At 37.5% G+C, this 16,280-nt stretch carries 16 protein-coding genes; all 16 read left to right on the forward strand.

The annotated features are described in order from the left end of the window. Positions 1–65 precede the first annotated feature (65 nt). The 16 genes from gpr to yqfD all read left to right on the forward strand — a co-directional run bounded on the left by gpr (position 66) and on the right by yqfD (position 16,277). Positions 66–1,169 (forward strand): GPR endopeptidase, encoded by a 1,104-nt coding sequence (gpr, locus tag K5S59_RS03270; RefSeq protein ID WP_000662642.1) that lies wholly within the window; start codon positions 66–68, stop codon positions 1,167–1,169. Beyond that, positions 1,169–1,531, forward strand: a complete 363-nt coding sequence (locus K5S59_RS03275; protein ID WP_000438979.1) for a YqxA family protein — start codon at positions 1,169–1,171, stop codon at positions 1,529–1,531. Before gpr ends, K5S59_RS03275 begins: the two co-directional genes overlap by 1 nt. 210 nt (positions 1,532–1,741) lie before the next feature. Next, complete coding sequence (lepA, locus tag K5S59_RS03280; RefSeq protein ID WP_001030962.1) at positions 1,742–3,565, forward strand: elongation factor 4; 1,824 nt, start codon at positions 1,742–1,744, stop codon at positions 3,563–3,565. A gap of 150 nt (positions 3,566–3,715) precedes the next feature. Next, a complete protein-coding gene (locus K5S59_RS03285) occupies positions 3,716–4,090 on the forward strand; it encodes a winged helix-turn-helix transcriptional regulator (RefSeq protein ID WP_001293536.1) in 375 nt (124 codons plus the stop codon). A gap of 51 nt (positions 4,091–4,141) precedes the next feature. Further along, entirely contained in the window at positions 4,142–5,281 is a 1,140-nt protein-coding gene (hemW, locus tag K5S59_RS03290) for a radical SAM family heme chaperone HemW (protein WP_033656207.1), read from the forward strand. 133 nt (positions 5,282–5,414) lie between these two features. Further along, on the forward strand, positions 5,415–6,431 hold the full coding sequence (gene hrcA, locus K5S59_RS03295) for a heat-inducible transcriptional repressor HrcA (protein ID WP_120450878.1): 1,017 nt from the start codon (positions 5,415–5,417) through the stop codon (positions 6,429–6,431). Between the two features lie 114 nt (positions 6,432–6,545). Then, positions 6,546–7,112: a nucleotide exchange factor GrpE gene (gene grpE / locus K5S59_RS03300; protein WP_000392717.1), complete on the forward strand. Its 567-nt coding sequence runs from the start codon at positions 6,546–6,548 to the stop codon at positions 7,110–7,112. Between the two features lie 26 nt (positions 7,113–7,138). Next, positions 7,139–8,974 (forward strand): chaperone protein DnaK, encoded by a 1,836-nt coding sequence (dnaK, locus tag K5S59_RS03305; protein ID WP_000034698.1) that lies wholly within the window; start codon positions 7,139–7,141, stop codon positions 8,972–8,974. Between the two features lie 193 nt (positions 8,975–9,167). Then, complete coding sequence (dnaJ, locus tag K5S59_RS03310; RefSeq protein WP_000043954.1) at positions 9,168–10,283, forward strand: chaperone protein DnaJ; 1,116 nt, start codon at positions 9,168–9,170, stop codon at positions 10,281–10,283. A gap of 28 nt (positions 10,284–10,311) precedes the next feature. Next, entirely contained in the window at positions 10,312–11,250 is a 939-nt protein-coding gene (prmA, locus tag K5S59_RS03315) for a 50S ribosomal protein L11 methyltransferase (protein WP_000872119.1), read from the forward strand. A 144-nt stretch (positions 11,251–11,394) separates the two neighbouring features. Beyond that, on the forward strand, positions 11,395–12,144 hold the full coding sequence (locus K5S59_RS03320) for a 16S rRNA (uracil(1498)-N(3))-methyltransferase (protein ID WP_120450877.1): 750 nt from the start codon (positions 11,395–11,397) through the stop codon (positions 12,142–12,144). 6 nt (positions 12,145–12,150) lie between these two features. Then, positions 12,151–13,503 carry a tRNA (N(6)-L-threonylcarbamoyladenosine(37)-C(2))-methylthiotransferase MtaB gene (gene mtaB / locus K5S59_RS03325; protein WP_120450876.1) on the forward strand — a complete coding sequence of 451 codons (1,353 nt, stop codon included), beginning with the start codon at positions 12,151–12,153 and terminating at the stop codon, positions 13,501–13,503. A 361-nt stretch (positions 13,504–13,864) separates the two neighbouring features. Next, the gene (gene rpsU / locus K5S59_RS03330) at positions 13,865–14,038 is read left to right on the forward strand and encodes a 30S ribosomal protein S21 (RefSeq protein WP_000048061.1); all 174 of its coding nucleotides are present in this window, start codon (positions 13,865–13,867) and stop codon (positions 14,036–14,038) included. Between the two features lie 15 nt (positions 14,039–14,053). Continuing rightward, positions 14,054–14,497 carry a GatB/YqeY domain-containing protein gene (locus K5S59_RS03335; RefSeq protein WP_000054579.1) on the forward strand — a complete coding sequence of 148 codons (444 nt, stop codon included), beginning with the start codon at positions 14,054–14,056 and terminating at the stop codon, positions 14,495–14,497. Positions 14,498–14,605: 108 nt separating this feature from the next. Beyond that, positions 14,606–14,899, forward strand: a complete 294-nt coding sequence (gene yqfC, locus K5S59_RS03340; protein ID WP_000732264.1) for a sporulation protein YqfC — start codon at positions 14,606–14,608, stop codon at positions 14,897–14,899. Positions 14,900–15,077: 178 nt separating this feature from the next. Further along, positions 15,078–16,277 carry a sporulation protein YqfD gene (yqfD, locus tag K5S59_RS03345; RefSeq protein WP_120450875.1) on the forward strand — a complete coding sequence of 400 codons (1,200 nt, stop codon included), beginning with the start codon at positions 15,078–15,080 and terminating at the stop codon, positions 16,275–16,277. Positions 16,278–16,280 lie beyond the last annotated feature (3 nt).

Consider the following 16,280-nt stretch of genomic DNA (forward strand, 5'->3'; position numbering starts at 1 on the left):
AAGAATGACCTTATATAACTTTGGGAAATCTAACGATATTTACTATGAATTACGGAGGAGATACGATGAAAGAACCATTAGATTTAAGTAAATATAGTGTTAGAACTGACCTTGCTGTAGAGGCACATCAAATGCTGCAAGAGAGTCAAGAAGAACAAAAGGGGATACAAGGGGTTATTGTAAAAGAGAGGGAAGAAGAAGGTATTACCATTACGAAAGTAACGATTGATGAAATTGCCTCTGAATCGATGGGTAAAAAACCTGGGAGTTATTTAACGCTTGAAGTACAAGGTATACGCCAACAAGATACGGAACTGCAACAAAAAGTAGAGCGTATTTTTGCAAAAGAATTTTCTTATTTCTTAGAAGAGGTTGGTGTTACGAAAGAAGCGAGTTGTTTAATTGTTGGTCTGGGGAATTGGAATGTAACGCCAGATGCGCTTGGGCCGATCGTTGTAGAAAATGTATTGGTAACGAGACATTTGTTTCAATTGCAGCCTGAAAGTGTAGAAGAAGGGTTTAGACCTGTTAGTGCAATTCGGCCGGGGGTAATGGGAATTACAGGAATCGAAACGAGCGATGTCATTTATGGAATCATTGAGAAGACGAAGCCAGACTTTGTCATTGCAATTGATGCATTAGCTGCCCGTTCTATTGAACGAGTAAATAGCACGATACAAATTTCTGATACGGGAATTCATCCTGGATCGGGTGTTGGGAATAAGCGTAAGGAACTTAGTAAAGAAACATTGGGTATTCCTGTTATTGCGATTGGTGTTCCGACTGTGGTAGATGCCGTTTCGATTACAAGCGATACAATTGATTTTATTTTGAAACATTTTGGACGGGAGATGAAGGAAGGAAACAAACCTTCCCGATCTTTGTTACCAGCTGGATTTACATTTGGAGAAAAGAAAAAGTTAACAGAAGAAGATATGCCGGATGAAAAGAGCCGAAATATGTTTTTAGGTGCTGTAGGTACACTGGAAGATGAAGAGAAGAGAAAATTAATTTATGAAGTGTTATCTCCTCTTGGCCATAATTTAATGGTGACTCCGAAAGAAGTGGATGCTTTCATAGAGGATATGGCAAATGTAATAGCGAGTGGTTTAAATGCAGCCTTGCATCATCAAATTGACCAAGATAATACAGGAGCATATACACATTGATGGAAAGAGACGATAATCATTTAAGCCGCTTTTCACTTTTGTGTATATGTAGTGCGGCCATATGTTTACTTATGATAATAGCAGGGGTGGCACTTGCTAATCATGGTTTGAAAAGTATGAAAGGTTATCAGCAAATGTCGTATGAACAAATCGCTCATATGACAGGAACAGAGGGTGCGGGTGCAGAATCAGAAATTTTGGGAGGTTCGTTTTCCGTTACCGAAAAACAAAAGCAATTAGAAAGCTTAAAGAGTTTTAATGTTGTAGAAGGAATTGGTATGGCAATAGCAAGTGCTACTTATGAAGTAACAAAGTTTGGAACGGATATAGTTATTGGGAAAGTGAAAGAGATTTTTAGTTAAGGGTAGCAAGAAGAACGGTTGTCTTACCATTTTGTACGACAGCCGTTTTTTAATTTGAAAAAGGTTTGTCTCTTATGGTTTGTTCGCATAAGATATAGATAGAATGATTTGTATTGTAAGCAGCACGAGTTTTCATTGAATCTTTGCTGCTCTATTGATATAATCAGTGCTAGTGTATATTGGCGAGACTATTAGGAGTTGAGAACATAGATGAACAAAGAAGAAAGAGCAAAAAGGCAGTCCAAAATCCGTAATTTCTCTATCATTGCTCATATTGACCACGGAAAATCAACGTTAGCAGACCGTATTTTAGAGAAAACAAACGCGTTAACACAACGTGAAATGAAAGCTCAATTGCTTGACTCTATGGATTTAGAGCGTGAGCGTGGTATTACAATTAAATTAAACGCAGTACAGTTAACGTATAAAGCAAAAGACGGTGAAGAATATATTCTTCACTTAATTGATACACCAGGACACGTCGACTTTACGTACGAAGTATCTCGTAGTTTAGCGGCTTGTGAAGGCGCAATTCTTGTAGTGGATGCAGCGCAAGGTATTGAGGCGCAAACGTTAGCGAACGTATACTTAGCGCTTGATAACAATTTAGAAATTTTACCGGTTATTAATAAAATCGACTTACCAAGTGCAGACCCAGAACGTGTACGTCAAGAGGTAGAAGATGTAATAGGTTTAGATGCATCAGAAGCTGTACTTGCTTCTGCAAAAGCTGGTATTGGTATTGAAGATATTTTAGAACAAATCGTTGAAAAAGTACCAGCACCAACAGGTGATTCAGAAGAGCCGTTACAATGTATGATCTTTGACTCTTTATATGATCCGTACCGTGGTGTAATTGCTTATATCCGTGTTGTAAATGGAACGGTAAAAGTTGGCGATAAAGTACGTATGATGGCAACTGGTAAAGAATTTGAAGTAACAGAAGTAGGTGTATTTACACCGAAGACTACGCAACGTGATGAGTTAACTGTAGGTGATGTAGGATTCTTAGCAGCATCGATTAAAAATGTTGGTGACACACGCGTTGGTGATACGATTACACATGCGAAGCGTCAAGCTGCAGAGCCGTTAGCAGGTTATCGTAAATTAAACCCAATGGTATTCTGTGGTTTATATCCAATTGATTCTGCGCGTTACAACGACTTACGTGATGCGTTAGAAAAATTAGAGTTAAACGATTCTGCACTTGAGTTTGAACCAGAAACATCTCAAGCACTAGGATTTGGTTTCCGTTGTGGATTCTTAGGACTTCTTCACATGGAAATCATTCAAGAACGTATTGAACGTGAATTTAAAATTGACTTAATTACAACAGCGCCAAGCGTTATCTATAAAGTGTATTTAACAAACGGTGAAGATGTAATTGTTGATAATCCATCTAATATGCCAGATCCACAGTCTATCGATCGCGTAGAAGAGCCGTTTGTGAAGGCTTCAATTATGGTGCCGAATGACTATGTTGGAGCTGTAATGGAAATTTGCCAAGGTAAACGTGGAACGTTTATTGATATGCAATATTTAGATGAAACACGTGTTACATTAACATATGAAATCCCATTATCAGAAATCGTATATGATTTCTTCGATCAATTGAAATCAAATACAAAAGGGTATGCATCATTTGATTACGAGTTAATTGGTTATAAACCATCTAAACTTGTGAAAATGGATATTCTTTTAAATAATGAACAAGTGGATGCTTTATCATTTATCGTACACCGTGATTCAGCGTATGACCGTGGTAAAGTAATCGTAGAGAAATTAAAAGAATTAATTCCAAGACAACAGTTCGAAGTGCCAATTCAGGCGACTATCGGAAACAAAGTTGTAGCACGTTCTACAATTAAGGCGATGCGTAAAAACGTACTTGCAAAATGTTACGGTGGTGACATTTCTCGTAAGCGTAAACTTCTTGATAAGCAAAAAGAAGGTAAAAAACGTATGAAGTCTGTTGGTTCTGTAGAAGTACCGCAAGAAGCATTCATGGCTGTACTGAAAATGGATGACAACTAATAATTGATTGTTATTTCATGCGGATTGATATAAAAAAAGAAGTCGTCTATACGGCTTCTTTTTTATATCATTACTTTTTAGACAACGTAGCTTCTCTCATTTACAATAGTGAGAGAGCTTTTTAGTTCATATAGAGTTAGGAGTTTGTTAATGTCCGAAAATATTCGAAAAGATATTCACGAGAAAATACAAAATGGCAATTTTAATTGTGAAAAGGAATTGACGCTTTCTATTATTAGCGGGAAGTGGAAAGTTGTGATACTGTGGCATCTTGGTGTGGAAGGGCCTCATCGTTTTAGTGAATTGCAACGATTATTCCCAAGCATTTCTCATAAAGTTTTGTCGAATCAATTAAAAGAGTTAATGGAAGATGGGATTGTTGACAGAACAGTATACCCAGAAATTCCTCCGCGAGTGGAGTATTATATGACGGAATTAGGCATGTCGCTTTTACCAATCGTTGAAATGATGTATGATTGGGGAAAAATGCGAATGGAGCAAATTCGTAATACGTTAGAGAAGTAAAGAAGCCTCCCGAGCGCGGAGGTTTTCTTTTTAGAAAGGTAGGAGTTATATTTGGTGCAAGCTGCATATATTCATATTCCGTTTTGTCAGCATATTTGTCACTATTGTGATTTTAATAAAGTATTTATTGAACGCCAACCGGTCGATCAATATTTAGAGTATTTAGAGAAAGAAATAATAAATACAGTCCAAAAGGTCCCATTTGATAGTATGAAAACGATTTTTGTTGGTGGAGGAACTCCGACAGCGTTAAATATGGAGCAGACAAAAAAGTTACTCGATATTATAAACCGTCGTTTACGTCCATTCGCTCCGAATTGTGAATTAACATTTGAAGCGAATCCAGGTGATTTACCGAAAGAGAAGTTAAATGTATTGCTAGAAGGTGGAGTGAACCGAATTAGTTTTGGTGTGCAAACATTTCGAGATGAATTGCTTGAGAAAATTGGGCGCAAGCATACGAGGAAAGATGCGTTTGTAGCAATTAGAGAAGCGCAGGAAGTGGGCTTCAAAAATATAAATGTAGATATTATCTATGCTCTGCCAGGGCAGACGATAGAAGATGTGAAAGAAACGTTAGATATTGCTTTTACGCTCGGTGTACAACATTTCTCGGCCTATTCATTAATTGTGGAACCGAAGACTGTATTTTATAACTTAATGAATAAAGGGAAATTAAGACTTCCAGGTGAAGACCATGAAGCGAGAATGTACGAAATGGTAATGGATGAAATGGAGAAACACGGCTATACCCAGTATGAAATTAGTAATTTCTCAAAAGGTGATAATGAAAGTAGACATAATCTCACATACTGGAATAATGAAGAGTATTATGGATTTGGAGCTGGAGCGCATAGTTATGTAAATGGAGAGCGTATCCAAAATGTAGGGCCGCTCAAGCAATATTTCAATAAAATCGACGAAACTGGATTTCCGTATTTAGATGTTCACGCGGTGACGGAGAAAGAAAGAATGGAAGAAGAGTTGTTCTTAGGGCTTCGAAAAACAAAAGGTGTATCTAAAATAGGGTTTCAAAAGAAATTTAATCTGGAAATAGATCAAGTTTTCGCGAAGCAGTTACAAAGCAACCAAGAACAAGGGTTGCTTGAAGAGAGCGATGGGTATGTTCGTTTAACGCGAAAAGGAAAATTATTAGGGAATGAAGTATTCCAATCATTTTTGATTGACTAATTAAATGTTCCATTAACGTGAAAAAGTTTCATTATTTCGTGACGTTTCCGTTGACAATTGAATGTCAATTTTGGTAAGTTATTAATAGATTTAGCACTCGAAGACAAAGAGTGCTAACAGAGGTGATGATGAGATGCTTACGGAACGTCAGCTCTTAATTTTACAAACAATTATTGATGACTTTATTGGATCAGCGCAACCTGTTGGGTCGAGGACGTTGGCTAAGAAAGATGAAATTACGTTTAGTTCAGCTACTATTCGAAATGAAATGGCTGATTTAGAAGAACTAGGATTTATTGAAAAAACGCATAGTTCTTCAGGACGTGTTCCTTCTGAAAAAGGATATCGTTTTTATGTAGACCATCTTTTAGCGCCGCAAAACTTACCAAACGATGAAATTGTACAAATTAAAGATTTATTTGCTGAAAGAATTTTTGAAGCAGAAAAGATTGCACAGCAATCGGCTCAAATTTTATCAGAGCTTACGAATTATACGGCCATTGTTCTTGGACCGAAGTTAAGCACAAATAAACTTAAAAACGTACAAATTGTACCGCTTGATCTTCAAACTGCAGTCGCTATTATTGTAACGGATACAGGTCATGTACAAAGCAAAACGATTACCGTTCCGGAATCTGTTGATTTATCAGATTTAGAAAAAATGGTTAATATTTTAAATGAAAAGCTGTCGGGCGTACCAATGGCAGAACTGCATAACAAAATCTTTAAAGAGATTGTTACAGTTTTACGTGGGTATGTTCATAATTACGATAGTGCAATAAAAATGTTAGATGGTACATTTCAAGTTCCTTTATCGGAAAAGATATACTTTGGAGGAAAAGCAAATATGCTTTCGCAACCAGAGTTCCATGACATTCACAAAGTAAGATCCTTACTGACGATGATTGATAATGAAGCCGAGTTTTATGACATTTTGCGTCATAAACAAGTAGGTATTCAAGTGAAAATTGGTAGGGAAAACTCTGCGACGGCCATGGAAGAGTGTAGTTTAATTTCTGCAACCTATTCGATTGGAGAAGAGCAACTTGGAACAATTGCTATTTTAGGTCCGACAAGAATGCAATACTCTCGGGTAATTAGTTTGTTACAGTTATTTACGAGACAATTTACTGATGGACTTAAAAAGTAAATGAGAGTAATACATTCGCTCAAGTAATGAAATTTTCATTGCTGTGTGTAATATATAATGCTTAGGTAATTGTGTTCAGCATAATACCTAATACCTTTTAAGGAGGTGAATATTGTGGAAGAGCGTAACGAACAAGTGGTAGAAGAAGTAAAAGAAGCGCAAGTTGAAGAAGCTGTCACAACAGAAAACAGTGAAAAAACTGTAGAAGAAAAAAGTGAGGCTGCTCTTTTACAAGAAAAAGTAGATGAGTTACAAGCGAAACTAACGGAAACGGAAGGTCGCACATTACGTCTACAAGCTGATTTTGAAAATTATAAGCGTCGTGTCCAAATGGATAAACAGGCTGCTGAAAAATATAGAGCACAAAGTCTAGTTTCAGATATTTTGCCAGCTCTTGATAATTTTGAAAGAGCGATGCAAGTGGAAGCAACTGATGAGCAAACGAAATCCTTGTTACAAGGTATGGAAATGGTGCATCGTCAATTGTTAGAAGCGCTGACTAAAGAAGGTGTTGAAGTGATTGAATCTGTTGGTAAACAGTTCGATCCTAATGAACACCAAGCTATTATGCAAGTGGAAGATAGTGAATTTGAATCAAACGCGGTAGTTGAAGAATTCCAAAAAGGTTATAAACTAAAAGACCGTGTGATTCGCCCGTCAATGGTAAAAGTAAATCAATAATTTACATAAAAGTAGGAGGATTCGCCATGAGTAAAATTATCGGTATTGACTTAGGTACAACAAACTCTTGTGTAGCTGTTATGGAAGGTGGAGAACCAAAGGTTATCCCAAATCCAGAAGGAAACCGTACAACACCTTCTGTTGTAGCTTTCAAAAATGAAGAGCGTCAAGTTGGGGAAGTTGCAAAGCGTCAAGCAATTACAAACCCAAATACAATCATGTCTGTTAAACGTCATATGGGTACAGACTACAAAGTAGAAGTTGAAGGTAAAGATTATACACCTCAAGAAATTTCTGCAATCATTTTACAAAACTTAAAAGCTTCTGCTGAAGCATACTTAGGTGAAACAGTTACGAAAGCTGTTATTACAGTCCCTGCATACTTCAACGATGCAGAACGTCAAGCAACAAAAGATGCTGGTCGTATCGCTGGCTTAGAAGTTGAGCGTATCATTAACGAACCAACAGCAGCAGCGCTTGCTTACGGTTTAGAAAAACAAGATGAAGAGCAAAAAATCTTAGTATATGACTTAGGTGGCGGTACATTTGACGTATCTATCCTTGAGTTAGCAGACGGAACATTCGAAGTTATTTCAACTGCTGGTGACAATCGTCTTGGTGGAGATGACTTTGACCAAGTTATTATTGACCACTTAGTAGCTGAGTTCAAAAAAGAAAATAACATTGATTTAAGCCAAGATAAAATGGCACTTCAACGTTTGAAAGATGCAGCTGAAAAAGCGAAAAAAGATCTTTCTGGCGTAACACAAACACAAATTTCATTACCATTCATTAGTGCTGGAGCTGCTGGTCCATTACACTTAGAATTAACATTAACAAGAGCGAAATTCGAAGAGCTTTCAGCAGGTCTTGTTGAAAGAACGTTAGAGCCAACTCGTCGTGCATTAAAAGACGCTGGTTTTGCTCCAAGCGAATTGGATAAAGTTATCCTTGTTGGTGGATCTACTCGTATTCCAGCTGTACAAGAAGCTATTAAACGTGAAACTGGTAAAGAACCATATAAAGGTGTAAACCCTGATGAAGTTGTAGCGTTAGGTGCTGCAGTTCAAGGTGGCGTACTTACTGGTGATGTAGAAGGCGTACTATTATTAGACGTAACTCCACTTTCTTTAGGTATTGAAACTATGGGTGGTGTGTTCACGAAATTAATCGAGCGTAACACTACAATTCCAACAAGTAAGTCACAAGTATTCTCAACAGCTGCTGATAACCAACCGGCAGTAGACATTCACGTATTACAAGGTGAGCGTCCAATGTCAGCTGACAACAAAACATTAGGTCGTTTCCAATTAACAGACCTTCCACCAGCACCACGTGGTATTCCACAAATCGAAGTAACATTCGATATTGATGCGAACGGTATTGTTAACGTACGTGCAAAAGACTTAGGAACGAGCAAAGAGCAAGCTATTACAATCCAATCTTCTTCAGGTCTTTCTGATGAAGAAGTAGATCGTATGGTACAAGAAGCAGAAGCAAATGCTGACGCTGACCAAAAACGTAAGGAAGAAGTTGAACTTCGTAACGAAGCTGACCAACTTGTATTCCAAACGGACAAAGTTGTAAAAGATTTAGAAGGTAAGGTGGATGCGGCTGAAGTTGCAAAAGCAACAGAAGCGAAAGAGGCACTACAAGCTGCGATCGAGAAGAACGAGCTTGAGGAAATCCGTGCGAAAAAAGACGCTTTACAAGAAATCGTACAACAATTAAGTGTTAAATTATACGAGCAAGCTCAAGCAGCTGCAGGGCAAGCAGAAGGTGCACAAGGAGCACAAGATGCTGGCGCGAAGAAAGACAATGTAGTAGACGCTGAGTTTGAAGAAGTAAAAGAAGATAAGTAATATAAATAAGTAAGATGACAAAAAGTCAAAGTCAAGCGTGCCTTGGCTTTGGCTTTTTTCATGAATGAGAAGAAAAGTGTGAGGTTCTTAAGTTTTTTACTTTGCATACTGTAAGTGAGGAAACTTTGTTGCAAAGCACTTTCTTTCGGTGTTAAAATTACGTTTATGTGAAAGATTCGGGGGTTGTAAATTTATGAGTAAACGAGACTATTATGAGGTCCTTGGGCTTAGCCAGGGTGCTTCAAAAGATGAAATAAAAAAAGCGTATCGTCGTTTGGCTAAAAAATACCATCCAGACGTAAGTAAAGAAGAAAATGCAATTGAAAAGTTTAAAGAAGTACAAGAAGCATACGAGGTATTAAGCGACGACCAAAAGCGCGCACAATACGATCAATTTGGTCATGCTGGTGCAAATCAAGGTTTCGGTGGCTTTGGCGGCGGAGGAGACTTCGGCGGTGGCTTCGGTTTCGAAGATATCTTTAGTTCGTTCTTTGGCGGCGGTGGCGGTAGACGTCGTGATCCAAATGCTCCGCGTCAAGGTGCTGACTTACAATATCAAGTTACTTTAGAGTTTGAAGAAGCTATTTTTGGTAAAGAATTAAATGTTGAGATTCCAGTAGAAGATCCATGTGATACTTGTAAAGGTAGTGGAGCGAAACCAGGAACTTCAAAAGAAACATGTAAACATTGTTCAGGGTCAGGGCAAGTAAGTGTAGAACAAAATACACCATTTGGTCGTATCGTAAATCGTCAAGCTTGTGGTCATTGTTCAGGAACTGGTCAAATGATTAAAGAGAAATGTACGACATGTCACGGTTCTGGTAAAGTACGTAAACGTAAAAAAATCAACGTTAAAATTCCAGCAGGTATCGATAATGGTCAACAAATCCGTGTATCTGGAAAAGGTGAAGCGGGTGTAAATGGCGGACCGGCAGGAGATTTATATGTTGTTGTTCATGTAAGAAATCATGAATTCTTTGAGCGTGAAGGAGATCACATTATTTGCGAAATGCCATTAACATTTGCGCAAATGGCACTTGGTGCTGAAGTGGAAGTTCCTACTGTTCACGGGAAAGTGAAGCTGAAAATTCCAGCAGGAACACAAACAGGAACAGAATTCCGCTTAAAAGGAAAAGGTGCTCCGAACGTACGTGGATACGGTCAAGGAGATCAATATGTAGTCGTTCGTGTTGTTGTACCGACGAAATTAACTTCACATCAAAAAGAGTTATTACGTGAATTTGCGGGACAAGAAGAGCAGGATGATAGCTTATTTGGAAAGCTTAAACGTGCTTTCAAAGGGGAATAATGGAAATGAAAAATGGAGTTGGTAAATTGTGAAATGGTCAGAAGTTAGTATTCATACAACAGAAGAAGCAGTAGAAGCTGTCTCTCATATTTTACATGAAGCTGGTGCTAGTGGAGTTGCGATTGAGGATCCAGCGGAGTTGACGAAAGAGCGCGAGCAACAATATGGTGAAATTTATGCATTGAACCCAGATGAATATCCGGCGGAAGGTGTATTAATAAAAGCATATTTCCCGCAAACGGATTCTTTACAGGAAACGATTGCGGGTGTAAAATCATCTATTGATATGCTTCCATCTTACGACATCGAAATTGGTACTGGAAATATTACCGTTAACGAAGTCAATGAAGAAGATTGGGCTACTGCTTGGAAAAAATATTACCATCCAGTACAAATTTCTGATACATTCACAATTGTGCCGACGTGGGAAGAGTATACACCAGCTTCTCCGGAAGAAAAAATTATTGAATTAGATCCAGGTATGGCGTTTGGGACAGGAACTCATCCGACAACAACGATGTGTATTCGTGCTTTAGAAAAAACAGTTCAGCCAGGTGATACTATCATTGATGTAGGAACAGGTTCTGGTGTACTTAGTATTGCAGCCGCAAAATTAGGTGCGTCTTCTGTTCAAGCGTATGATTTAGATCCGGTTGCAGTGGAAAGTGCAGAAATGAATGTACGTTTAAATAAAACAGATGATATCGTGTCTGTTGGGCAAAATAGTCTTTTAGAAGGCATTGAAGGTCCTGTTGATTTAATCGTAGCTAACTTATTAGCAGAAATTATTCTTTTATTCCCTGAGGATGCAGCAAGAGTTGTGAAGTCGGGCGGATTATTTATTACATCGGGCATTATCGCAGCGAAGGAAAAGATAATTTCTGAAGCGCTAGAAAAAGCTGGATTTACAATTGAAGAAGTATTACGAATGGAAGATTGGGTAGCAATTATTGCACGAAATGCGTAATATAGATTTTAGTCTATAATGAAAAGGGGAGTCTCTCACTATAAAGTGAGGGACTTGCCGTTTGTTATATGAAAAATGATAACGTTTCGTTCTTTTCGTAAGTATTGACTTACGAAAGGAACGAAACTCTACTAAGGTGATTATATGCAACGTTATTTTGTAGAAGAGAAATATGTAAATGAGACAAGTATTCGCATTGTAGGTGATGACGTACATCATATCGCAAGAGTGATGCGTATGTCAGCTGGTGATCACATTTATTGCTGTGTAAACGGAAAAACAGCTGTATGTTCAGTTGATGAAATTACCAGTGAATTTATTAATACGGCTATTGTAGAATGGGTAGAGGCGTCAAGTGAACTTCCTGTTTTCGTGACGATTGCAAGTGGACTGCCGAAAGGAGACAAGCTAGAGTTAATTTTTCAAAAAGGAACTGAGCTTGGGGCAGCTGCATTCTTACCATTTCAAGCATCTCGCTCTATTGTAAAATGGGATGCGAAAAAAGCTGATAAAAAAGTTGAGCGTTTAAGAAAAATTGTGAAAGAAGCTGCGGAACAATCACATAGAAGTGAAGTTCCAGAAGTACATGCTCCGGCATCATTTAAACAATTGCTTTCGATGAGTGGTGAGTATGATGTTTGTCTTGTTGCTTACGAAGAGGAAGCAAAACAAGGCGAGAAATCTAACTTTGCGAAAGCTTTAACGACGATGAAACCAGGTCAAAAGCTATTGATTGTATTTGGCCCAGAAGGCGGTTTAGCTGAGGAAGAGATTACAACGCTTCGTGAACATAAATTTGTACCATGTAGTTTAGGACCAAGAATTTTAAGAACAGAAACGGCGCCGTTATACGCGTTAAGTGCTGCTTCGTATCATTTTGAATTGATGGGGTGATGATCAATGTCAACTGTTGCGTTCCATACGTTAGGTTGTAAAGTAAACCACTATGAAACAGAAGCCATTTGGCAATTGTTTAAACAAGGTGGATATGAAAGAACTGAATATGAAAAGAAAGCTGATGTATACGTTATTAATACGTGTACAGTAACGAATACGGGAGATAAGAAAAGCCGTCAAGTTATTAGACGTGCTGTTCGCCAAAACCCAGATGCGGTTATTTGTGTAACTGGATGTTATGCACAAACATCTCCAGCGGAAATTATGGCGATTCCAGGTGTAGATATTGTAGTTGGTACACAGGATCGTGAAAAGATGTTAGGATACATCGAAGAATTCCGCAAAGAGCGTCAGCCAATTAATGCTGTCCGCAATATTATGAAAACACGTGTATACGAAGAACTGGATGTACCTTATTTCACGGATCGTACACGTGCATCTTTAAAAATACAAGAAGGTTGTAATAACTTCTGTACATTCTGTATTATTCCTTGGGCGCGTGGTTTAATGCGCTCTCGTGATGGGAAAGAAGTTATTAAACAAGCGCAGCAATTAGTAGATGCAGGCTATAAGGAAATCGTATTAACAGGTATTCATACAGGTGGGTACGGTGAAGATATTAAAGATTATAACTTAGCTGGATTACTTCGTGATATGGAAGCGGAAGTAGGCGGATTAAAACGTCTTCGTATTTCTTCTATTGAAGCGAGTCAGATTTCAGATGAAGTAATTGAAGTGTTAGATAAGTCTGAAGTAGTTGTACGTCACTTACACATTCCGTTGCAATCTGGATCTAATACAGTATTAAAACGTATGCGTCGTAAGTATACGATGGAATTTTTCCAAGAGCGTTTAGATCGTTTGAAAGAAGCGTTACCAGGTCTTGCAATTACATCGGACGTAATCGTTGGTTTCCCAGGTGAAACAGAAGAAGAATTCATGGAAACATACAATTTCATTAAAGAGAATCGCTTCTCTGAGTTACACGTATTCCCTTATTCAAAACGTACAGGAACACCTGCAGCGCGTATGGAAGATCAAGTTCCTGAAGATGTGAAGAACAATCGCGTTCACCGTTTAATTGAACTATCTAATCAATTAGCGAAAGAGTATGCGTCACAGTTTGAAGGCGAAGTACTTGAAATCATTCCAGAAGAGCAATTTAAAGAGGGCGACCGCGAAGGGTTATATGTAGGTTATACAGATAACTACTTGAAAATTGTATTTGAAGGATCAGAAGAATTAATTGGTAAACTAGTGAAAGTGAAAATTACGAAAGCTGGTTATCCATATAACGAAGCGCAATTTGTTCGTGTTCTTGAAGATGATGTAAAAAAAGAATCAGCAAGCGCATAAAGTGAAAATTTAATCAGCGGGGTAAAAAAAAGCATGCAAACGGAAAAGATTTGCATGCTTTTTTTTCGTGGAGGAGTTAAGTACTGAAAAGGCAGGTACGTTGAATGAGTAGTTATTTAATGTTTTCTTGTATTAAAAAAGGTGTAAAGATAAAAATATAGTTGTCTTCAGGGGAAAAGGATAATAGCTATCTACATAGCTTTTGAACAGGGAAGGGCATCTATTCTTCTTTTATTCTGCCAAATAGTTGACCTGAAGTGATAAAATGTATTATAATCGTAAAAGACATGCTGAAGAAGGGTTTCTTTTTGCATGCTGAAATTAGTATGTAAGTGTGATGTTTCGGAGGGAGGGAAAGAGAATGTCAAAAACAGTCGTTCGTAAAAACGAGTCTTTGGAGGATGCACTTCGCCGTTTTAAAAGATCGGTTTCTAAAACTGGTACACTTGCTGAAGCAAGAAAGCGCGAGTTTTATGAAAAGCCAAGTGTAAAACGTAAGAAGAAATCTGAAGCGGCAAGAAAGCGTAAATTCTAAGAGAGGGTGTAAGTTATGAGTCTTCTCGGTCGTTTAAACGATGATATGAAACAAGCGATGAAGAATAAACAAAAAGAAAAATTAACCGTTATTCGTATGGTTAAGGCTGCTTTACAAAATGAAGGTATTAAACTGCAACATACTCTTACTGAAGAAGAGGAATTAACAGTTTTAGCTCGTGAAGTAAAACAGTATAAGGACTCCCTCCTTGAATTTAAAAAAGCTGGTCGTGAAGACCTTGTTAATAAACTGCAAAGTGAAATTCAGATTTTAAGCGCATATTTGCCGGAGCAATTAACAGAAGAAGAACTAGCGAATGTAATTAAGCAAGTTATTTCTGAAGTTGGTGCGACTTCTAAAGCAGATATGGGTAAGGTGATGACTGCTGTTATGCCGAAAGTAAAAGGTAAAACAGACGGATCACTTGTGAATAAGTTGGTTATCCAGCTATTAGCATAAAAAAACGTCTCATTTCGTATGAGACGTTTTTTTATGCTTTTTTTCAGTTTGGACGTGATATTACAAGCTCTTTTTTCATACATATGGGATGAGAGGGGGTCTTTTGAGATGAAAAAGTTAGAACAAATGAAGAATTGGTTAACAAAGCAAATAGACCTGCCAGTGGATGTGCTAATGGATCTACCTCGGATCACGCTTGTTGGGCAAGTGCATATCTATATAGAAAATCATCGGGGTTTATTAGTGTTTTCAGATAAAGAAGTAAGATTGTTATTAAAGCACGGTCAATTATTAATTAAAGGGCAATCCTTTATTATTAAAACAATCCTTCCAGAAGAACTTTTACTTGAAGGAATAATTGAGCAAGTGACGTTTTTAGAAAACGAAAAAAAAGAGGAGTGAGGGAAACTTCCATATGTGAAGTTTTTCTTCGTTATTTTCGTGATTCGACCTTACTATTCATTTTATCTCGCTATTTATGGGTGGTAAAACTCTTTATTTCATTTTCGTACGAGCTATTTTGCTAATTAAAGCGAAAAAAGTAGTGTGTATACTTTTGGAAAGGTAGTGGAGATAGTAGATGAAAAATAAATGGTTTATAAAGTGGCTTGGATATGTAAAAGTACGAATTGAAGGTAGAGGAGCGGAGCGGTTTGTTAACGAATGTGTGCGTAGAAAATTATTAGTTTGGGATGTTAAGAAGATTGCTGATGAAACATTAGTTTTTTGTATGTTATTACGAGATGTGAATAAAATAAAACCAATTTATAGAAAAAATGAATGTAAACTATATTTTATTGGGCGTTACGGTTTTCCTTTTTGGAATAAGCGTTTAATTAAAAATAGTGGATTCTTAATTGGTTTTTTAATTTTCTTTTTTGGCATGATTGCATTATCCAATATGGTTTGGAAAATTGAAATTACAGGAGCGAAACCTGAAACAGAATATATATTGATGAAAGAATTGGACAAAATGGGTATTAAAAAAGGGAAATTACAATTCCAGATGCCTAATGTAGAAGATGTACAGCGTCACTTGACAGACAATATTAATGCGATTACTTGGGCGGGACTAGAAATAAGAGGAACGACGTACCATTTTAAAATTGTTGAAAAGAACGAGCCGAAAAAAGAAAAGGAACAAAGGCCGCAAAATTTAGTAGCAAAAAAAGAAGCGATTGTGACAAAAACATTTGTTGAAGTAGGAAAACCAGTTGTCTTGAAAAATGACCATGTCGAAAAAGGGCAGCTTCTCGTATCAGGGATATACGGTAATGAGGAGAGTCCGACAATTGTTTCGGCCCAAGGTATTGTATATGGAGAAACGTGGTACACATCTGAGGTGGATGTGCCACTAAAGACGCAATTTCAAGTATATACTGGCAATGCATATAATGAGCATTACCTTACATTTGGGAGTACGAAAATAAAAATATGGGGATTTCAACATGATAAGTATAAACGCTCTCGTACTGAAAGTGTAAAACACGATGTGAAACTATTTGGTTTTACACTGCCGATTGCGTACGAAAAAGATATCGTGCGAGAAGAGGAAGAAGCGAATCGGGAATATACAGAAAAACAGGCAATGAAAGTAGCGAAAGAGATGGCTGAAAAAGAACTAAAGAAAAAATTGGATGAACATGCTATGATTGTAAGTGATAAGATTTTGAGTAAACAGGTTGAGGCGGATCAACTAAAAGTCACATTGCATTATACTGTGATCGAAAATATTGCAGAGCCACAACCAATATCTGAATCCGATATTCAAGGAGACTGAGTA

The organism is Bacillus sp. BML-BC051 (assembly GCF_019656175.1).
Classification (GTDB): Bacteria; Bacillota; Bacilli; order Bacillales; family Bacillaceae_G; genus Bacillus_A; species Bacillus_A mobilis.